The organism is Catalinimonas alkaloidigena (genome assembly GCF_900100765.1).
Classification (GTDB): domain Bacteria; phylum Bacteroidota; class Bacteroidia; order Cytophagales; family Flexibacteraceae; genus Mooreia; species Mooreia alkaloidigena.
Window position 1 is genome coordinate 1 of record NZ_FNFO01000006.1, and the last position, 20,862, is coordinate 20,862.

General features: G+C 58.9%; 15 protein-coding genes. 9 read left to right on the forward strand and 6 right to left on the reverse strand.

Annotation, left to right across the window (positions count from 1 at the left end):
- Window positions 1-383: 383 nt before the first annotated feature.
- On the reverse strand, window positions 384-1,157 hold the full coding sequence (locus BLR44_RS15510) for an SDR family NAD(P)-dependent oxidoreductase (protein ID WP_089683588.1): 774 nt from the start codon (window positions 1,155-1,157) through the stop codon (window positions 384-386).
- Window positions 1,158-1,320: 163 nt separating this feature from the next.
- Between BLR44_RS15510 and BLR44_RS15515 the strand changes: the two genes are divergently transcribed.
- A complete protein-coding gene (locus BLR44_RS15515) occupies window positions 1,321-1,965 on the forward strand; it encodes an MBL fold metallo-hydrolase (protein ID WP_176956073.1) in 645 nt (214 codons plus the stop codon).
- Window positions 1,966-2,051: 86 nt separating this feature from the next.
- Here the strand turns inward: BLR44_RS15515 and BLR44_RS15520 are convergent, their stop codons facing one another.
- Window positions 2,052-3,773 carry a carboxylesterase family protein gene (locus tag BLR44_RS15520; protein ID WP_245706079.1) on the reverse strand — a complete coding sequence of 574 codons (1,722 nt, stop codon included), beginning with the start codon at window positions 3,771-3,773 and terminating at the stop codon, window positions 2,052-2,054.
- On the reverse strand, window positions 3,767-4,198 hold the full coding sequence (locus tag BLR44_RS15525; protein WP_089683594.1) for a DoxX family protein: 432 nt from the start codon (window positions 4,196-4,198) through the stop codon (window positions 3,767-3,769). Before BLR44_RS15525 ends, BLR44_RS15520 begins: the two co-directional genes overlap by 7 nt.
- A gap of 203 nt (window positions 4,199-4,401) precedes the next feature.
- On the opposite strand from BLR44_RS15525, the gene BLR44_RS15530 reads away from it, so the two are divergent.
- The 6 genes from BLR44_RS15530 to BLR44_RS15555 all read left to right on the forward strand — a co-directional run bounded on the left by BLR44_RS15530 (window position 4,402) and on the right by BLR44_RS15555 (window position 14,327).
- Window positions 4,402-5,172: an NUDIX hydrolase gene (locus tag BLR44_RS15530; RefSeq protein WP_089684148.1), complete on the forward strand. Its 771-nt coding sequence runs from the start codon at window positions 4,402-4,404 to the stop codon at window positions 5,170-5,172.
- Between the two features lie 277 nt (window positions 5,173-5,449).
- A complete protein-coding gene (locus BLR44_RS15535; RefSeq protein ID WP_089683596.1) occupies window positions 5,450-6,274 on the forward strand; it encodes an SGNH/GDSL hydrolase family protein in 825 nt (274 codons plus the stop codon).
- Window positions 6,275-6,670: 396 nt separating this feature from the next.
- Window positions 6,671-9,391, forward strand: coding sequence for a glycoside hydrolase family 2 protein (locus BLR44_RS15540; protein ID WP_245706080.1), 2,721 nt, complete (start codon window positions 6,671-6,673; stop codon window positions 9,389-9,391).
- A gap of 183 nt (window positions 9,392-9,574) precedes the next feature.
- Window positions 9,575-12,022: a carboxylesterase family protein gene (locus BLR44_RS15545; protein ID WP_089683600.1), complete on the forward strand. Its 2,448-nt coding sequence runs from the start codon at window positions 9,575-9,577 to the stop codon at window positions 12,020-12,022.
- A gap of 403 nt (window positions 12,023-12,425) precedes the next feature.
- The gene (locus BLR44_RS15550; RefSeq protein WP_089683602.1) at window positions 12,426-12,845 is read left to right on the forward strand and encodes a hypothetical protein; all 420 of its coding nucleotides are present in this window, start codon (window positions 12,426-12,428) and stop codon (window positions 12,843-12,845) included.
- Between the two features lie 45 nt (window positions 12,846-12,890).
- Entirely contained in the window at window positions 12,891-14,327 is a 1,437-nt protein-coding gene (locus BLR44_RS15555) for an alpha-L-fucosidase (RefSeq protein ID WP_245706081.1), read from the forward strand.
- Between the two features lie 125 nt (window positions 14,328-14,452).
- Here the strand turns inward: BLR44_RS15555 and BLR44_RS15560 are convergent, their stop codons facing one another.
- Window positions 14,453-15,319: an SMP-30/gluconolactonase/LRE family protein gene (locus tag BLR44_RS15560; RefSeq protein WP_089683606.1), complete on the reverse strand. Its 867-nt coding sequence runs from the start codon at window positions 15,317-15,319 to the stop codon at window positions 14,453-14,455.
- A gap of 237 nt (window positions 15,320-15,556) precedes the next feature.
- Entirely contained in the window at window positions 15,557-16,516 is a 960-nt protein-coding gene (locus BLR44_RS15565; RefSeq protein WP_218127096.1) for an alpha/beta hydrolase, read from the reverse strand.
- Between the two features lie 538 nt (window positions 16,517-17,054).
- On the opposite strand from BLR44_RS15565, the gene BLR44_RS15570 reads away from it, so the two are divergent.
- On the forward strand, window positions 17,055-18,365 hold the full coding sequence (locus BLR44_RS15570; protein ID WP_089683610.1) for a sensor histidine kinase: 1,311 nt from the start codon (window positions 17,055-17,057) through the stop codon (window positions 18,363-18,365).
- Here BLR44_RS15570 and BLR44_RS15575 read toward each other — a convergent pair.
- Complete coding sequence (locus BLR44_RS15575) at window positions 18,277-19,791, reverse strand: SDR family oxidoreductase (RefSeq protein ID WP_089683611.1); 1,515 nt, start codon at window positions 19,789-19,791, stop codon at window positions 18,277-18,279. The two genes, BLR44_RS15570 and BLR44_RS15575, sit on opposite strands and share 89 nt — an antisense overlap.
- Window positions 19,792-19,919: 128 nt before the next feature.
- Between BLR44_RS15575 and BLR44_RS15580 the strand changes: the two genes are divergently transcribed.
- Complete coding sequence (locus BLR44_RS15580) at window positions 19,920-20,702, forward strand: ThuA domain-containing protein (protein WP_089683613.1); 783 nt, start codon at window positions 19,920-19,922, stop codon at window positions 20,700-20,702.
- The last annotated feature ends 160 nt before the right edge of the window (window positions 20,703-20,862 follow it).

Consider the following 20,862-nt stretch of genomic DNA (forward strand, 5'->3'; position numbering starts at 1 on the left):
TTCGATCTGGTCTGTACCGTTGCCGGACTGGCCGTAGCGGCCCTGGCGCTTCCGCGCGGCAACGTCACCGAAACGTACGGCGGCTGGGACGAGTACGTGAAGTGATGGTCAGATTATAAATTGCACATTACAGATTTCAAATTCATAAGTATCTGATTGCCACATAGCTTGTGAGTATCTGGTATGCTTGGTGAATGATCTAAAAACTAGGATCTTCGACGTTAAATCTCACGCCTTTCAGGAAGCAATGAAGACGTACCACTTTTACTAGCGACGTGGTTGAGTAAAAGTGGTACGTCTACGCATTTTGTCAATGGAATTGCGACCTGTCACTTGTGACTTCGAACCTCTGACTTCAGACTTCTCACTTCGCCCTTCGCACTTCAATACGGCGAGGGACTTACCGAAGACCAGCCGCCGTCGATGACGAGGCTCTGGCCGGTGATGTGCCGGGCGTGGGGCGAGACGAGGAACAGCGCGGCCTGCGCAATGTCGTCGACCGTAGCGGGGCGTCCCATCGGAGTGAGGCGCGCCCACGTTTGTTCGTAGGTAGCATCTTCCAGCGTACGTTCCGTGGCGGTGGCGCCGGGCGCAATAGCATTGACCGTGATGCCCAGGGGCGACAGCTCGACGACCAGACTTTTCGCCAGCATCTCGATGCCCGCTTTCGTCATGCCGTAGGCTGCCAGATTCTCGTGGGCCTGGTGGCCCGTTACCGACGACATAAAGAGGAGACTGCCACCGCGTTGTTGTTGGCGCATTTGCCGGGCCGCTGCCTGCGCCAGGAAAAATGTGCCGCGCAGGTTGACCTGCATCACCCGGTCGAGGGCTTCGGGTTGGTACGCGAAGAAGTTGCCGAACAGCGTAATGCCCGCGTTGGCGACGGCGATGGTCAGCGACCCGAACTGCCGCACCGCTTCGTCGACCATGTGCTGGAGAAAGGCCACGTCCGACACGTCGCCTGCCAGCGGATGACAGGTCCCGCCTGCCTGTTGGATCGCGGTGGCGGCTCGGGTGGCCAGCGTTTCGTCGAGGTCGTTCAGGAGGACGGATGCGCCGTGTTGGGCCAGCAGGCGGGCAATGGCAAAGCCGATGCCCTGACCCGCGCCCGTCACGAGGGCGACTTGGTTGTGCAGCAGAGGGAGCGTAGGTGTCATGCAGAAACGGTGTAGCGACAAAAGTAGCAGAATCGGGCAATCGGGCGTTTCGGGGCGAGGGTTCAGAAGCAACCCCCGCGGGCTTCTCCCGTTACAAACATGGCGTCTTCCACAGTCCGCCGCGGACGGGAAGCCCGTACACGACTTTACTTTTTACATCCCTATGAAACAGATCAAACCGCACTTTTACCTCGTCGAAAACACCAGCGCGAGCCACGTCTACCTTTTGCAACTTCCCGACCATACGATTCTGATCGATACCTCTTTTCCGGGCAAAACGGAGACGATTCTGATGCAGCTCCAGGAAATCGGCATCACGCCCGATCAGGTGACCGACATTCTGTTGACCCACCACGACGTCGACCACATCGGCAACGCCAAAGAGTTGAAGGAACTGTGCGGCGCGACATTGTGGGCCCCGCAACTGGACGTGCCCTACATCCAACGCGAGCGGAAATGGTACGGCACACGCCGGATGATCGAGCTGACCGTGCGCTGGCACGCGCCCCACGTCGACGAAATTTATACGGAAGGCGCAAAGCTGTTCGATGCGATTCAGGTGCTGTCGACGCCCGGCCATACGCCGGGGCACGTCTCGTTTCTGTGGGAAGAGGTGCTGATTGCGGGCGATCTGGTGATGACCGGAAGCGACGGAAAAATTTCCCTGTTGCCGGGTTTCCTGACCTGGGACAAAGGGATTCTGCACAAATCGGTGCGGGAAACCGGCGCTCTGTCGTTTCAATGGGTATGTCCCGGCCACGGCGACCCCACCACGCGCGACGACAAGTGGGCGCGGATTTTAGAATAACGGCCTCAGGAACAGGCGACAAAAAAACACCGCCCCCGAACCGGTCGGGTGGCGGTGGCGCATTTGGATAGATAGAAGCGCAGTGGTTACGGGGTGACGGCCACAGAGTGCGTGGCTTGCATTGCCGCGGCGGCTTCGGCGGGAAGTTGCCAGTGCTGGTCGAAATACCCGTCGGTCACGACCTGATCGGCCGAGCCTTTGAAAAGCACAAAATCTTTGAATCCGCCCAGCAGACGTTGTACCGACGGCACAAACGGCATCCCCGACGCCTCCTGGTTCGCCCACCACGGCAGGCCGGAATTCACGACCACGTAGTGCCCCTGTACAGGATAGACGTATAGAAGTCCTAAATCGCTGGCGCCGGGATCGAGTTGCAGCGGTAATTGATCGCTGTACTGCGCGATGATGCGGTTGGTTTCCTGGGTTCCGAACAAAATCAGGTTTGCTTCTGCGAAGTCGCTCGGGCGCACGTCTTTGTCGGCCAGCACGCGTGGAAACACCATCACCCGCCCCAGAAATTCGCCCCGGTACGTAGACCAGTCGGCGGCTTTCTGGGCCATCGCCATCCGCTTTTGCAACTCTTCCGGCGTGGGGTCGTCGGCCGTACCGTAAACGTACACGTGGCGTTCGGCAAAAGCCGCGCTGATCGGGCCTTCCGCCCCGGGTTGTTTGGCCATCGCCGGTGCGGTGTAGGGTGCAACGGCCCATTTGCCCTTGTCCTGTTTCGACAGGTGGAGTGTTCCGGCTGCCGGCACTTTTTTCAGTTTCTTGCCGTCGATGGACAGCGCCAGCGGCGCCCCGGCGTTGAATTTCGGATGGTCGGCCAGTTGCAACGTAAAGGCATTCAGGTTGTGGGTCGTGACTTCCAGCGTGTTGGGCGCGGTGAACTGCACGTCGATTTCCGATGGCGTGCCAGTCGTGAGTTGGTCCAGCGTCACCCAATAGGCACCGTTGTATGCATACCGGTCGGTCGCGAAGCGCACGCGGTCGGGGTAGGGGTTGCGGGTAAACTGCCGGAACCAGTCGAAGATAAATTCGTCCTGATAGGCCTGCACCCAACTGTCGTGCTGCACGCCGGGAAACTCCTTGTACGTCACCTGTGTGCCGAGTTGCTTCAGGTTTTCGACCCACTGCCGCGTCCCTTCCGGCTTCACCACCGGGTCGGCTCCCCCCTGGAAAAAGTGCATCGGCACGTTCAGCACGTTGGGCGCAAACACCTCGGTGCCCTGCGGCGGCGCGGGACACACCGGCGCAATGGCCGCCCAGAGGTCGGGCCGTGTCAGCCCAATCCAGAGCGAACCGCCGCCGCCCATCGAGAGGCCCGTCAGGTACATGCGGTTTTCGTCGATTCGGAAACGCTTTTTTACATCGGCCAGAATGTCCATCACGTCCTGTTCCGCAATGCCCTGGTAGCCGGTGGTGCCCCGCGCAAACGGAGCCGCTACGATGTAGTCGACCGCTTTCCAGTCGGGGAAAACGCGCGACGTTTCCACGTCGGTGGCGCCTTCTTCGTTGCTTTTGCCAAACACACGCCGCAGCGCCAGCCGGTGGTTGGAGCCCGCGCCGTGCAGCATCATCACAAACGGATACGCTTTGGATTCGTCGTAGTTCGGAGGCAGGTACAACGCGTAGGGTTGTTCGGTGTCGTCGATGTCGGAGAAGATGGTCAGCACCTGCGGTCCGGCAGGCAGCCGTTGCGCAAAGGCGGGCACTGCCACCAGCCAGGCCAGCAGCAGAAGCCACGTGTTTCGGGAGAAATGCATCGGATCGGGGAGCGTAGGGGGTTGAGGACTCGAGTGGTTTACCATGCTTTGCGGGAAGTGGGCGATTTGTCGAGGGCAGCATCGACGGAGTAGCGGCCGCTGCCCGTAATCAGCAGGATGAGGCTCAGCAGCAGAAACAGAAGCGGCAGTTCTTTCCGGCCGAATTCGTCGGCACTGTGCACGATGAAGAAAATCACCGTGAAGTTGATGATGAGCGGAATCGCGGCCAGCCGTGTGCCCAGGCCGATCAGCACCAGCAGGGCGCAGAGAAACTCGGCTATGACCACAAGAATGAACGAGAATTCGGCACCGAGGCCAATCGGGTCCATAAAGCCCAGGTCGCCCGACAGCAGTTTGGTGAATTTCGGGAAGCCGTGCGTAAGCACCAGCCCGCCCAGGGTAAGGCGGAGCAGCAACAGGCCGACGTGTACCGCCGAGGCCGAAGGGGTAGAGGCGAACAGTTTGTTCATGCGTAGGTGTGTTGTAGAGGTGGAAACTAGAACATAGACGTGGAGGTAATGTAGCGCATAAGTTAGGTTTTTAGAAGGCAAGAACCAGCGCCGCAGAAAAGGAGATGTGAATTCTTTGTGTCGGTGTGACGCAAAGTAGTATATTTAGCACGGAACTCAAAAGCCCTGGATTCTACTATTTTTGCGTTTTGAAAAACAGCCACGTGACTCAAGACACCGACCCTCTACTCTACGACGGACACAAGCGCTACCACCCCGGACTTTCCGTCGATTGCGTGATTTTTGGTTTTCACGACAACCAGCTCAAAGTACTCTTGTTGAAGATGTCGCACACCGACCAGCGGTGGGCGCTCCCCGGGGGCTTTGTGCTGAAGGACGAGGACGTAGAGTCGGCGGCGCACCACGTACTGCAGTCGCGTACGGGGCTCGACAACATTTTTCTGCGTCAGTTTTACCTGTTCGGCGAAGTGGAACGCAGCGACCGGGAACTCAACCGCAAGATGTTGCAGGGGCGGGGCGTCGACCCTCACGAAGACCATTGGCTCCTGCAGCGGTTCATCACGATTGGCTACTACGCACTGGTCGATTTCACCAAAGCACTGCCCCGTCCCGACGAACTGTCCGACGCCTGCGACTGGTGGGATTTTCACAACCTGCCGCCTCTGATGATGGACCACGCGCGCATCCTCCAGAAAGCGCTGGAAGCCCTCCGGCAGCAACTGAACCGGGAGCCCATCGGCTACAACCTCCTGCCCGAAAAGTTCACGATGCCCGAGCTGCAGAAGCTTTACGAAACCATCCTGGGCAAAACCCTCGACCGCCGCAACTTCCAACGGAAAATGCTGGCCTACGGCATTCTGGAACGCCTCAACGAACGGCGGAGCGGCGGCGCCCACAAAGCACCGTATCTCTACCGCTTCGACCTGGCCAGCTACCACAAAGCCCTCGAAGAAGGCTTCAGCGGCGGCTGGTAATGCATGCGGCGCAGGGGGCGGGGCGTTTGGCGCAGGGCGTTACGAGCAAAGGGCATGGTGCGGAGAGTAAGGAGGACGTTGAATTTGAAACCTCTTTGTCATCTTGACCAACGGGAGCCGGGTGGCCGGTGCCAGATCTTGCTTCAAAAGTTAGTAGATCTGGCACGGGTCCCGGTTTGGCGAGACCCGGTCTGGCGAGACCCGGCGGGGCACCGCACCCCGCTCCTTGGAGTCGAGATGACAGAAACATGATCCCATTTCTTTCGCATACACCACCATGAGAAAAATTGCCGCTCTCGTTCTTTTTGTCTGCTTCACCTCCTTCCAGCCAGCTCCGAAAACGTGGCTGGCCTTAGGCGACAGCATCACCTACCTGAACGATCACCTGGACGAAACAGGAAAGCAGGTGACCAAAGGGTACCTGAGTCGGGTGGTGGAGATGCTGCCGCAGCACGAGTACATCAACAAGGGCTACAACGGCTGGACGGCCCAGCGCATTGCGCAGCAGATCGACCACCTGGGCTTGACGAGGGCCGAGGTCTACACCGTCTTTCTGGGCACGAACGACTGGTGGGCGGGGGTGCCGCTCGGGACGCTGGACGACTACCAGAAGAACAAGGGCACGGAAACGATTTACGGTTCGTTCCGCATCATTGTCGACAAGCTCCGCGCGCTGAACCCGGACGCGCCGATTATTTTGCTAACCCCGATGCAGCGCGCCGACTTTGTCTACATCAACGATCCGCACAACCATGCGTACGGCTCTTACAAAACGAAGGCGGACCAATCGCTGGAATCCATTGCCGAGGCGGTCATGGCCATCGGGAAATACGAACACCTGCCGGTCGTTGACCTCTACCACCTACCTGCCCTGAAGCTCAAAAAGTTAGTCCATTTTAAACGTCTGAAAGATCCGCAGACGGGCGAGTACCACGAGTACACGTATCCGGCATATACCGACATCCCCTTCGATCCCGCTACCGACGACTATCCGTATCCTCCCGCCGCCATCGACATGACCTACGACGGTCTACATCCCTCGGACCAGGGCAATGCCGTCATCGCCAAAAAACTGGCGCGGGTGATGAAGAAAGCGGAGTGAAGCGTTGGCTTTAGGCTTGTTTTCTAGTGAAGAGGATTCTCTCAATTTTTGTCATCTCGAACGGATGTGAGCGGGGTGGCCCGTGTCAGATCTTCTACCTTCTGGCACAAGATTTCTCACTTTGCTTCGCTTCGTTCGAGATGACAATGTCGATGAGAAGTTGGCACTCCGAATCCATTAGAATCAGGAGCAGAAAGACGAGCGCTTGCATGCGCTCGAGTTACTTCCTTCATACAAACCTTTGCACTCTGCCAACTAGAGGCGTCGCTCTACAAGAAGGGCGTTTTTCGGTCTGAAAGGTGTCAAAAGGACACTTTTGAGAAAGATCAGGGAAAAGGGCAATTGATGATGTGGACGTGGCACTGTAGGTTTGCGATTCGTTCGTACCACCGCTGCGTGCTTGACCTAACTTTTGGCGCGCATCCCACCATGTTTCGGAACAGCCTCCAGTTGCGCATCTTCCACACTGTTTCCCCGGAGAGGGCCGGGGCTGATACACGCATGTTTTTCAAGTACACACGCTTTCTTCTTCTGCTCGTCAGCGCATTTTCGCTCCGGGCACAATCCCAGTACGAACTCAACACGGGGTGGACCTGTGCCCCGATCCGGGACGTCAAGGTCGCCGGTACGGAGCTTTCCCAACCGGGGTATGCCTTATCGGGCTGGATGCCCGCCGTGGTGCCGGGGACGGTGCTGACGACCCTTCTGGAAAACGGAAAAGTGCCCGATCCGTTTTACGGAATGAACAACGAGCGGATTCCCGACATCTACGACACGGGCCGCGACTACTACACCTACTGGTTCGCGAAGGATTTTACGGAAAAGGCGGGGCGGAACGAAGAAGTGTGGCTCCATTTCCGGGGGATCAACTACAGTTGCGACGTCTTCCTGAACGGGCAAAAGGTCAATGCCCAGACGCACAAAGGGATGTTTCTGCGGCAGCGCTACCGCATCACGGACCTGCTGGCGAAAGACGGGAAGAATCGTTTGGCCGTCATTGTGCATCCGCCCGATCCGGTGGGGAATGCCGAACGGGGGCAGGGCGGCGATGGCACCATTGCGCGGAACGTGTCGCACCAGTACGTGGCGGGATGGGACTGGATTCAGCCGATCCGCGATCGCAACACGGGCATCTGGGACAAGGTGACGATTGAGAAAACCGGGGCGGTCGATCTGAAAAATCCGCACGTGGTGACGCGCGTTCCGGGTGTGCGCAAGGTGAAAGGTCCGCAGGCACCGGCCCAGATTCAGGTATCGGCCGAACTGGAAAACCCGACCGGAAAAACGGTGACGGGCACGTTGCAGTACACCCTGGACGGACAAACGATTGCGAAAGAGGTGACGATTGCAGCCAACAGCACCGTCGCAGTAGCCCTGCCGGAATTGACGCTCCCCAATCCGCACCTCTGGTGGCCGCACGGCTACGGTCCGCAGCCGCTCTACACGTTGCCGCTGTCGTTCGCGGTCGACGGCAAAAAGGTGTCGGACCGGGATACGGTCACGGTGGGGGTGCGCGAGATTCAGACGGAGTGGAATACACACACGCGCAGCAAACAGGTACTGGTGAACGGTCAGAAGGTGTTCATCAAAGGCGGCAACTGGATCATCTCCGACGCGATGCTCCGCTTTACGCCGGAACGCTACGACGCCGAAATTCGCTTTCACCGGGACATGAACCTGAATTTAATCCGCATTTGGGGCGGGGCGCTTTCCGAACGGCCCGAGTTTTACCAGGCGTGCGACAAGTACGGGTTGCTCGTGATTCAGGATTTCTGGATGTCGGGTGACTGCAACGGGCGCTGGCTCGATCCGATCAAAAAAGACGACCAGTGGACGCGGCGGCAGTATCCCGACGACCACGGGCTGTTCCTCACCTCGGCGGCCGACCAGATCAAGCTGATCCGCAACCACGCCTCGCTGGCGATGTGGTGCGGCGGCAACGAAATCACCCCGCCCGAAGACATCCTCCTGTCGCTGCGCGACTCCATTCTTCCCGCCCTGGACGGCACGCGCTGGTTCATCGATTACTCGAACTCCGACAGCATGTCGTTCAATTCGATCGGCGGGAACGGCGACGGCCCCTACGGCATCCAGCCGATCAACACCTTCTGGGAGCACCGCACCTTTCCGTTCAACTCCGAAGTGGGTTCCGTGGGCGTCGGCGACTACGAATCGCTCACCCGGTTCATTCCGGAACAAAACCTGATTGCCCCCGATTTCGAAAAACGCACGGTCGACTCGGTGTGGGACTACCACAAGTACATCGGCTACGACCAGTACATCGCGCCGTACGGCAAGGCGAAAGACGCGCAGGATTTTGCCCGGAAGGCGCAACTCGTCAACTACGACCAGTACCGCGCCCTGATGGAAGGATTCAGTTCGCACATGTGGGACTGGTACACCGGCACGATCATCTGGAAAACGCAAAACCCCTGGACGGCCCTCCGCGGCCAGATGTACGACTGTTACCTCGACGTCAACGCCTGCCTCTACGGCCTGCGCAACGGCAGCGCGCCGCTCCACATCATGTACGACCCCGTGCAGGGCATGGTGATGCTGGTGAACAACGGGTTCGAAACGAAACGCGACCTGATGATGGTCGTCAAGACCTACGACCTGGCCGGAAAGGAGACACTGGTGACGCAGGTCTTCAACGAGATTCAGGGCAGCACGGCGAAAAACTTCCTGCCGATCAAATCGACCGTCGATGCCTTCCGTGCGAAAGAGGGCGGCTTTCTGTCGTTGCAACTTTTGGATACCGATCAAAATGTGGTGAGCGACAACCTCTACTGGTTGCCCGACTCAACCGGGCAGTATTCCGGCTTACAGAAGATGAAGAAAGCGTCGCTGAGCATCGCTACGAAAGCCGACGGAAAAGGCAAAATAGAAGTAACCCTCTCGAACCCGGCCAACGGTCCGGTGGCGTTCTTCAACCGCCTAGCGCTGGTCGATCCGAAAACGAAAGAGCGCATTCTGCCCGTCTTTTTCGACGACAACTACGTCTCGGTCCGGCCCGGCGAACAGAAAACCGTAACGCTGGACTACACGTCATCCGATCCGGTCGAACTTTCCGTCGAAGGCTGGAACGTCCAGAAACTGTATGTACCGGTGCGATGATTTTTAGTAACGAGGAGGTCTGTGGCTTCCTGTCTGGACGGTCCAGGAAGCTAAAAGCTTCCCTGTGTTTTTAAGCTTCAGATACAATCTGAAGCTAGTAATGAAGTAGAAGCGCTACTAAAAAATCTGTCATAAACCATTTGCAATCTGCAATTTTCCAATTTGCAATCCTCCAATTTACCCATGCCTCAAAAACTACGTTTCCTTTTTCTTGTTATCGTCTGGAGCCTTTCGCCGTGGGCGATGGCGCAACAGACTCACACGTTTACCGAAGGTTTGACCATCGGTCCCTGCCACCACTACGGCCGCGAGGCGCTCTACACCGATCAACTGGCGTATCTCCTGTACCGGAACGAGCTGCCAACTCCGACGGAAGGCCAAGCGTTAACGCCCGGCGATACGCTGACGTGGCAGGCCGTGCAGGTCGACACGAGCGGGGCATTCCGGCGCGGCGTGCAGTCCAACGGCTACCTCTACCTGACCTACGAAGCCGCCGAAGCCGGTCCGGCGATTCTGCACATCCAGGGACACAACATGGTCTACGTTAACGGCGAACCGCGTGCGGGCGATATGTACCGGATGGGCTGGATGTATATGCCCGTACAGTTGAAAAAAGGCAAAAACGAATTGTTCGTGCGTACGTTGCCGTACCGCTGGCAGAGCATCACGGCCGAGTTGCGCTTTCCGGAGAAACCGGTGCATCTGGCGACCGACGATCCCACGCTGCCTTCGCTGGTACCGGGGCAGGACAACCGTAGCCTGTGGGGCGCGGTGGTGGTCGTCAACACGACAGAGAAACCCCTGACCAACCTGTCGATGCGCAGTCGGGTCGAAGGGAAGGAGCTGACGACAGAACTCCCCACCGTGCCGCCGCTGACCACTCGCAAAGTAGGCTTCTGGCTGGACGGCAGCGCCGTGACGCAGGAGGGAAATTATACCGGGCAACTGGCCCTGTTGCAGAAAGGCAAGGTGCTGGACGAAAAAGAAATTCCGCTGGAAGCGCCCGCACCCGGCCGGCAGTACAGCGCCACGTTTGTGAGCGATATCGACGGCAGTGTGCAGTACTACGCCGTGGCGCCGCAGCAAAATTCGGACGGGGAAGCGCCTGCGTTGTTCCTGTCGGTACACGGAGCCGGGGTGGAAGCCATCGGGCAGGCGCGGGCCTACCGGCCGAAAGACTGGGGCGTGCTGGTGACGCCGACCAACCGGCGGCCGCGTGGCTTCAACTGGGAAGATTGGGGCCGCCTCGATGCGCTGGAAGTACTCGACATCGCCAAAAAACGCTTTCAACCCGATCCGCAACGGATCTACCTGACCGGCCACTCAATGGGCGGACACGGTACGTGGTACCTGGGCGCGACGTTCCCGGATCGGTGGGCGGCCATTGCGCCCTGCGCGGGCTATCCGACCCTGCGGACCTACGGCTCGCACGACGGCCAGATTCCCGAAGCGGGAGGGACGCCGATGGAATCGCTCCTGCTGCGCGCCAGCAACCCGAGCAACACAATTGCGCTAGCCTCCAACTACAAACCGCTGGGTGTCTACGTGCTGCACGGCGATGCCGACCCCGTCGTTTCGGTCGACTACGCGCGGCAGATGCGCCAACTGCTCGGTACGTTCCATCCCGATCTGAGCTACTACGAATACCCCGGCGGCTCCCACTGGTACGGCGACGAAAGCGTCGACTGGAAACCTCTATTCGACTTCTTCAAGTGGCATACGATTCCGGTCGACAGCGCCGCACACGACCTGGACTTTATGACGGCCAACCCGGCGATTTCCGCCTCGATGCACTGGGCGACCATTCAGCAGCAACAACAACCGCTGGAATACAGCCGCATCCAACTCCACCGCGACAAGGCCGCGCGCACCATCAAAGGCACTACCGAAAACGTGGCGGTGCTCACCCTCGACCTAAACGACTTTCAGCCCGGCGAAACGGTGACGATCCAACTGGACAGTCTGTCGGCCGTGGCGGTGCCCATCGAAGCGCCGGACGCAAAAGTACATCTGGTGAAAGGCGACGCCTGGACCGTCACGGAACTGCCGGAAGCGACGCAAAAAGGCCCGCACCGGAGCGGCACGTTCAAAGAGCCGTTTCAGGACCGGATGGTGTTCGTCTACGCCACCGGCGGCAGTGCCGACGAACGAGCGTGGGCTTACCAGAAGGCACGGTACGATGCCGAAACCTGGTACTTCCGGGGGAACGGAGCCGTCGATCTGGTGGCAGACCGTGACTTCAACCCGAAGAAATTTGCTGACCGGGGCGTGGTGCTCTACGGCAACAGTTCGACCAACAAAGCCTGGAGCAAGTTGCTGGCCGACTGCCCGATTCAGGTACAAAAAGGCAAACTCCAGTTGGGCGAGGAGGAATTGACGGGCGACGACCTCGGCGCGTATTTCGCCTGGCCCCGGAAAGACAGCCCAACCGCCTCCGTAGCGGTGATTGCCGGAACCGGGCTGCGCGGGATGCGGGCGACCGACGCCAACCAGTATTTCAGTGGTGGTAGCGGCTTTCCTGACTTCATGATCTTCTCGCTCGACATGCTGAAAGAAGGCAGCAGCGGCGTCAAACGCGCAGGCTTCTTCGGCAACGACTGGACTCTGGGAAGCGGGGAGGTGGTGAAATAGGGAGGACAGGAAGACGGGAGTCCGGAGTCCGGAAGTCGGCATAACCGGTCTACCATTGGATTGTCATCCTGAAAGGATCTTTGCACATGTTCAGGAAAAGAGCCGTAAAGCCCAAAAAGATCCTTGACAGGATGACAAACACGCTGAATCATTATTGTCATCGCCCGGCGACCCGGCTCGACCACCGGGAGCGGGGTGGCCCGTGCCAGATCTTGCTTCAAAAGTCAGAAGATCTGGCACGGGTCCCGGTCTGGCGAGACCCGGCGGGGCACCGCACCCCGCTCACATTCGTTCGAGCCGGGTCGCCGGCCACCGTAGGACGGCCCCCGTGGGACGGCCCCCGTGGCAACGGGCGATGACAGACTAGATCAGACAATCAGAGAAAAGATCACAAAACGAAGTGATGGCGGATAAAGAAGTATTGATTCAAACCTTTGTGAGGCGGTTTGTCCGGAAGGAGAGGCGTGAGCGAAGTCTTTTTGAGTTGATGCATCCGAAAAAACGAAGTGAATTTATCAATCGGCTGAATCACGGATGGGAGGATGTGCTGGAGATGAAGTACCTGACACAACTTTCCCCGGAAATTGAAAGTCCGGAAGCGGTGCTGTCCGCACTGAGGGTGAAGCCGGAAAATCGCTGTTACGTGATTTCTAGTTATCGGGACTACGATGACCAGTTCCTGCCGTGGGAAGCCGCCTTGCAGAGAACCTACGCAAGAGGTCTGGCGACACTCCTGATCGATCCTTCAGTCGATCTGTTGTTTCTGGATACGGAACAAGTGCAGGGCGCGCCGCCCCGTTTTATAGGCAGGGTTCGCGTCTGATTTGTGAAACTATTTTTTATGCTTAGTAACCCCTTCTATCCAATCGTGAAAAAAAGCCTTCTTCTTTTGGTGTTGACCAGTCTGGTTTCGTGGGGAACCCGGGCGCAGGGCAACCTCCATCAGCAATCGAAAACGTACGAGTGGCCGACCGATCCGCAGGTGCTGGCCAAGCTCGACCACTGGCGCGACCAGAAATTCGGGATGATCATCCACTGGGGCATCTACGCCGTGCCGGGCATCATCGAGTCGTGGAGCATCTGTTCGGAAGACTGGATCGAGCGCGACAGCACCATCGCCTACGAAGACTACAAGGACTGGTACTGGGGGCAGAGCGAGCAGTTCAATCCGGTGAACTTTAACCCGGAACAGTGGGCGACGGCGGCCAAGTCGGCGGGGATGCGCTATGTGGTCTTCACAACCAAGCACCACGACGGCTTCGCGATGTTCGACACGCAGGAATCGGACTACAAAATCACGAACGGGCCGTTCAAAAACGATCCGCGGGCCAACGTAGCGAAGTACGTATTCGACGCCTTTCGGAAGGAGGATTTCCTGATCGGAGCCTACTTCTCCAAGCCCGACTGGCACACGCCGTACTACTGGTGGCCCAAGTATGCGACGGCCGACCGCAACAACAACTACGACATCCGCAAGCATCCGTGGCGGTGGAACCAGTTCAAAGAATATACCTACAACCAGATCCGGGAACTGACGCACGACTACGGGAAGGTCGACATCCTCTGGCTGGACGGCGGCTGGGTGCGGCCCCTCGAAACGGTAAACGACGAGGTGCGGGCCTGGGGGGCGGACATTCCGGAGTGGAGCCAGGACATTGACATGCCCCGCATCGCCGAAATGGCGCGGGAGGCGCAACCAGGGTTGCTGATTGTGGACCGGACGGTGCACGGACCCTACGAAAATTACCAGACGCCCGAACAGCAGATTCCGGCCGAGAAGATCGACCATCCGTGGGAAAGCTGCATCACGCTGGGCCACGCCTGGGGCTATGTACCCGATCAGCATTTCAAATCGCCCGCGAAGGTCATTCACAACCTGATTGAGGTGGTGGCGAAGGGGGGAAGTCTGCTGCTGGGCGTAGGACCGAAACCCGACGGCACGCTGGAAGAAGAAGTCATCACGCGCTTGGCGGCCATCGGCGACTGGCTGGACCAGAACGGCGCGGCCATCTACGAAACGCGGCCCGTGGATCAGTACCGGGACGGATCGGTCTATTTCACGCAGCACAAATCGGGCAAGACGCACTACGCCCTCGTACCGGTCCCGGAGGGGGAAGCCCTTCCTGCCACGATCTCCTGGACGGGGAATGTGCCCAAAAAGGGATCTGCACTGAAATTGCTCGCAACCGGTACCAAACTAAAATGGCAGGCCGAAGGCAATCGGGTGACCGTAACGCTCCCCGAAAAGGTGCGGCAGCAGCTGGGCACGACGCCAGCGCTTGCCCTCTCGTTTACCCACAACTAAGCCGCTCCGGCTCGTGACCCCACTGGCTTTGTAGCGGTTGGTCATGGAAGTGAAGCCCTGATGGACCCGTCGCTGCCGGCGGTTCTGCCAGGGCTTTTGTTTTGGGGAAGGGGCAGCAAGCCGGGCTAGGTCCCGAACCGATCGGGCAACACGCCTTTTACGCCCGGCTCCACGGCAAACAGGCCACCGGCCAGCGGATCTTCCTCGTCGTGCATACCTTCGGCTCCCGTGGTGATGTAGAGAATGTCGAGGTTGGGGCCGCCAAACGTGGGACAGGTGGTCTGCGGCGTAGGAACCTTCACCGTGGCCAGGCGCTTGCCAGAAACCGGATCGTGGCAGAATACCTGCCCGCCGCCGTACATCGCCACCCAAAGGTTGCCCTCCGCGTCGATCGTCATGCCATCAGGAAATCCTTCGTCCGCGTCGAACGTGACGGCCGTTCGTTTGAACGCGATGTCGCCGGTAGCGTCGTCATAATCGAAACATTGCACCTGTAAGGTTGGGGAATCGATGAAGTACATTTCGCTGCGGGCGGGCGACCAGGCGAGGCCGTTCGAGCAGGTGAGTCCTTCCAATTTTCGGATGAGCGTGCCGTCGGGTTCCAGGCAGTAGAGGGCGCCCGTCGGATGGATGGGCATCAGTTCCATCGTACCGGCCCAGAACCGACCGGACGGATCGCACTTGCCGTCGTTGAAACGGTGCCGGGGCTGGTGGGCTTTGGGATTGACAATGGGCGTGCAGGTCAGGGCTTCCGGGTCGTAGAAAATAAAACCCTCGTAAGTGGCCAGTACGTAGCCGTTCCCGCCCGGGCGCAGGACCGAGGCGCCGATGTACATTCCCAGCGTGTGCGTATGGTTTTCGCCGGTAACGGGGTTGTACTCGTGCAAGCGACCGTTCAGGATGTCGAGCCAGGACAGCAGTTGGCGGCGTTCGTTCCAGACGGGGCCTTCGCCCAGTTTCGTGTCGGTTTTGTAGAGCAGCGTAGCTTCCACGGCGTAATCAGATTTAGGTTGAAAAGTAGGTTTCCGGAAAGGTACAAAACGCAACGGAGCCCTGTGGAGCCGGTGTACTGTACGGAAGAAGGACAGTAGAGTACAGTAGTTTTAAATGAAATCTTTTGAAGATCTTGCTTCTGTACCACCCCTCCTGGTAAAGCTTTTCGGCAAAAAGGGAGGCCGGAAGCGAGTATACAGTACAGATGTACAGTTTGGATAGATGGGAGCCAGCCGTTATTTCGGTTGGCTCTTTTTTTCGCCCAGCCAGCCCTGATGCTGGAGCCAGTCGGCGCAGCGCCGCGTCCAGGAGTGCAGCATCGGGTCGTTGAGGGTCTGTCCCGTGCTGTAGGAAGCACCATCGGCCATGCCGAAGCCGTGTCCGCCGTGGTCGTACAGATGCAGCTCGGCCGAAACCCCCGCTTCTTTCAGCGCCAGGTAAAAATACACGGAGTTTTGGGGCGGCACCGACTGGTCGTCGTTGGCGTGTACCAGAAACGCAGGCGGCGTCAGCGAATCTACCTGAGTCTCGTTCGACAGGCTGTGCACCAGCGACGCCTCCGGATGGTCGCCCAGCAGGTAATGGCGCGAGCCGGCGTGGGTAAAGCTCTGTTCGAGGGTGATGACCGGATAGATCAACACCATAAAGTCGGGGCGACTGCTCAGGCGCTCGATGCGGTCTTTGGCATCAGCGTTGCCGGCGTCGTAGTGCGTGCCTGCCGTTGCGGCCAGGTGACCACCCGCTGAAAAACCCATGATGCCGACCCGCTTCGGGTCGATGCTGTACTCCTTGGCCCGGCGGCGCACGGTGCGGATGGCCCGCTGCGCATCTTGCAGCATGGCCGGGTGGCGATACCCGCCCGCTTCGTCGCTTCCCAGACGGTACTTCAGCACAAACGCAGCCACGCCCAGCGAGTTCAGCCACTCGGCCACGTGAAAGCCTTCTTTTTCCATGGCCAGGTGATGATACCCCCCGCCCGGACACACCACAACTGCGGCCCCGGTCGCGCGGTCGGCCGGCGGCAGAAACACCGTCAGGTTGGGTTGATCTTTGGCTTCGTAGCCTTTGGCGCCCGGTGCGCCGTCGGGCCAGAGCATCACTTCCTGGTGGGGCGTGCCGGTTGTGGTCGGGCTTGCCTTTTGAGCGTGCGCCCAACCGGCTGCCAGAAAAAAGAGTGTAAAAAGAAGGGTTCGCATCGGAGACATGGCTTTGGATTCGGATCAGGGCAGGCGTTGCGGCAGTACCCCGTCGTTGCACTTCGCCCGCTGCGGTTGCAGCGCATTCATCACCTCTACCCGCTACTTAGGGAACGCGGCAGCGCGGAGCGAATTGCTTTGTCCTTTGACAAATCCCCGGGAAGGGAAACCCGATTGCCATGTGGCCCCACCGCATCGCCGGCTCGCAGTTTAACCCTTTTAGGCAGAAAAGCCAGCGACGAAGTCGATAAAATTGGCGAGGTGAAGAGGCCTGTCTTTTCAGGAAACGCGGTGGCCCGGGAAATCGAATTTTAGCGCAGCGTTGTTGAATCAGAATTTTCGAGCTTCTTGTCGAAGGATAAATTGTGCTCACATAAATGTACATTTTTTTAGGTGGAGTCCCCTCTATTGGGAACGGGGGCATTTGTGTTTGAACAAATGAAGATATGGTTATATTGAGCAAATTTTCATCTGACGCGTGCCATTCTCGGACCCTCTCACCTCTCTTTCTCCGCTGAAAGCCGCTGTTCGTTGGCTTGTGCAAGACCATCGGCCGACCGACCGAACCGTAGCGGCGCGTTTGTTCAATCTCTGTTCCCTGCTGGCAGGAGGGATTATGCTGGCCCTGGCTCCGCTCAATTTTTACATGGGCCTGAACGAGGTGAGTGTAGTGATGGGGGCTAGTGGGGTGGCGTTTCTCCTGTTCTACTACCTCCACCGGTTCCGGGGAGTCAAGGTGTACCACACGGCCTGGTTTCGGGTCTTCCTTCTGTCGTTTCTGATCGTCGGCTGGTTTTGGTCGGGCGGGTTGCTGGGGTCCACACCGCTGGGCGTCATTGCCGTGCTGGTTATCTACGTCACGCTGGTTGGCCGGAAAGAACACCTCCCGTTTGTGGGGCTGATGATGGGGAGCGTCGTGGTGCTTACCGTGCTGGAGTTTCTGCATCCGGAGTGGGTCACACCTTACAACACAGAAGAGCTGCATAAAATCGATCAGGCCACGGTGCTGCTGCTGTGCATGACGTTTACGGGCATTGCCACCGGCATGCTCAAGTACTATTACGATGCCGAACAGAATGCCCTGCGGCTGCGCAACGAACAACTGAAAAAAGCCAATGAAGAGCTGGACCGCTTTGTCTATAGCGCGTCGCACGACCTGCGCGCCCCGATTACGTCCATGATGGGGTTGGTACAACTGCTCAAGCTGGAATCCGACCCGCAAAAAATCAGGGAGTGTCTGCTGTTGAAAGAAAAAAGCCTGATGAAGATCGACGGGGTGATCAAGGAAATCGTCGAGTACTCGCGTAACAACCGCTCCGAGCTGATCGTGGAGCCGATCGACGTGCGTCAGGAAGTCGCGCAGGTGCTGGAGCGACTGCACCACAAGGAGTTCGACGAAGCGCAACCCTCCATTTTACTGGATATGCCGCACGATCTGCCGAAGGTGCACATCGACCGCCAGCGGTTGCTGCTGGTGTTGAATTGCCTCGTTTCGAACGCCCTTCGGTTTTACGATCCCAACCGGGCGTATTCGTGGGTGCGGATTCGGGCGTATCCGGAAGACAAAGGCATGAGCTTGCAGGTCATCGACAACGGCATCGGTATTGCGCCGGAACACCTGGGCAGCATTTTCGACATGTTTTACCGGGCCCATACCAAAAACGCAGGTGCCGGGCTGGGCCTCTACATTGCCCGCGAGGCGGTTCAGAAGGTAGGGGGGCATATTTCGGCTACCTCGACGCCCGGCGAAACGACCGTCTTTACGGTGTGGTTGCCCGATCTGGCGCAGGTACCGAACGCGGTGCCGACCCTTCACCCGGTGTCTGTAGCGTGGGAGGCGGGTAGGTAGCAATGCGGTAAAGCATTTGCCCGAAAATCAGCTCGTGCGCCGGCACCAGCAGGTACCAGTAGAGCCGCCCCCAGAGCCCCCGTGGCCGAAACGTCGCGGTCTGTTTCAGCACCCAGCTGTCGTGGTCGCGCTTTTCCATCTTGAATTCCAGCCACGCATCGCCCGGCAGTTTCATCTCGGCATACAACAGCAGCCGTCGCTTTTCTTTGTCGGCCACCAGCACCCGCCAGAAATCGAGCGCATCGCCCGAGCGGAGGTCGAACGGGCTGCGGCGGCCGCGTCGCAGGCCCACGCCGCCCACCAGTTTGTCGAGGTAGCCCCGGATTCTCCAGAGCACGTTGCCGAAATACCAGCCGCGCTTGCCGCCGATGGTCCAGACGTTGGTCATCACTTCCTGTGGCGAGCGCGTTAGCTCAATTTCGCGCGTGTCGTGCAGGCAGCCGTGGCGCGGCACTTCCACGTAGTCGAGCAGGGTAAAGGGGAGGTGGCTGCGGGTCAGCGAATCGGTCCAACTCGACAGCACCATGTTCTGGCGGATTTTATCGAAGGCCAGCCGCACGGCTTCTTCGTAAGGAATCAACTCCTGCGGGACAATGTCTTCGATGCCCGTCAGCTGGCAGACCACCTCGGCCTTCAGGCTGTCGACCAGGTTTTTGGCGAGTTGGAACGACGTGGCGGTTACGAAGTAGAGCCACATGGACGAAAGGCGTGGCGAGAGGAAGGGCACCGGAATCAGCAACCGGTCGTACCCCCGCACGTGTGCAAATTGCAGGATCATCTGCCGGTAAGTCAGGATGTCGGGCCCGCCGATGTCGAACGTTTTGCCCATCGCCTCTTTTTTCAGCAGCACGCCCTCCAGGTACCCGATCACGTTGCGGATGGCGATGGGCTGGCAGCGCGTGTTGACCCACCGGGGCGCGACCATCACGGGCAATTTTTCGACCAGATCGCGGATGATTTCGAACGAAGCCGACCCTGACCCGACGATGATGCCTGCCCGCAGTACCGTGACGGGCCGCCCGCTGCTCCGCAAGATCTCCTCGACCTGCAACCGCGACCGCAGGTGCGGCGAGAGGGCCTTGTCGTTCACGATGCCGCCCAGGTAAATCACCTGTTGGGTGGTGGTGGTGGCGATGTAGTCGGCGAAGTGCTGCGCCGTTTTGGCCTCTTTCTCCTCAAAACTGCTCGACCCCGACATGGAATGCACCAGGTAGTAGGCCACGTCGATCTCGTGGGGAAGCGTGTCGGTGTCAAGCGGTTCCAAAAGATCCGCCTCCACAATCTTGACCCGCTCCAGCACGCGGTCGGGCGCGTTCAGCCGCCGCCGGTCGCGCACCAGGCAATAAATCTCGTGTTCTTGTTCCACCAGCACCGGCAACAGCCGCTGCCCGATGTAACCGTTGGCACCCGTCAGAAGAATTTTCATACTTCCATAACGGGTGCGGTGAAGAAGTGTTTACCGCTAGTGCTTCGCTCGACCAAAGCATATTTTATGCAATCGGTTGCGAGTTCCGACGGCTTTCGCTTACTTTTAGGACCGATCTACTAACCACCATGCCGAACTTCTCCCTCCGTTGGGTCCCGTTGTGGGGCCTGCTGCTGTGGCTGGCGAGCGCTGTCGCCGTGGCGCAAACGCCCGCTTCCTTCCGCGTTCTGGTGTACACCCGCAACGGCGAAGGCTACGTGCACGAAAACCGGGCGGCCAGTGTGGAGGCCATCCGCGGGCTGGGCAAAACACACGGATTTGCGGTGGATGCATCGGACGATCCCGCCGTCTTCACCGACCACAACCTGCGGCGGTACGCCGTCCTGATCTTTTCCAATACCAACAACGAAACCTTTACGACCCAGGCACAAAAGGACGCCTTTCAACGCTACATCCGGCAGGGGGGCGGCTTTGTCGGACTGCACTCGACCAGCGGCTCGGAGCGGCAGTGGCCCTGGTTTGCGCAGATGCTGGGCGGCCGCTTTTTCCGCCATCCTGAGCGCCAGGACTTCGACGTGAAGGTGCTGGACCGCACGCATCCGTCCACCGACTTTCTGCCGGACGTCTGGCCGGTGAAGGACGACGAGTGCTACTACCTGAAATTTCTGAATCCCGATATGCACGTACTGCTGGCCGCCGACCTGTCGACGGTAACGGACGATCAAAAAGGAGAGTACCCCGGCGACGTGTTCGGTGGGCTGTGCCCCCTCGCCTGGTATCATGCGTTCGACGGCGGGCGGCAGTGGTACACGGCCCTCGGACACCGGCCGGAACAGTACCAGGACCCGATGCTGCTGCGTCACATCCTGGGCGGCATCCAATGGGCGGCGGACAAAGCGGCTACCCCCTGAAAAGAATGCACTGAGTATAGTTTCCGGGAAAGTAGCCCTTGTGAAGCAACGTGAATCACTAATGCGTGATTGAGGGAATGGGCGCAGAGCGCAGGCAGCAGTACGCCGATGGTAACGTGTGAAGCGGGGCGGGTGCAGAGGAAGTGACGTGTGAAGTCTG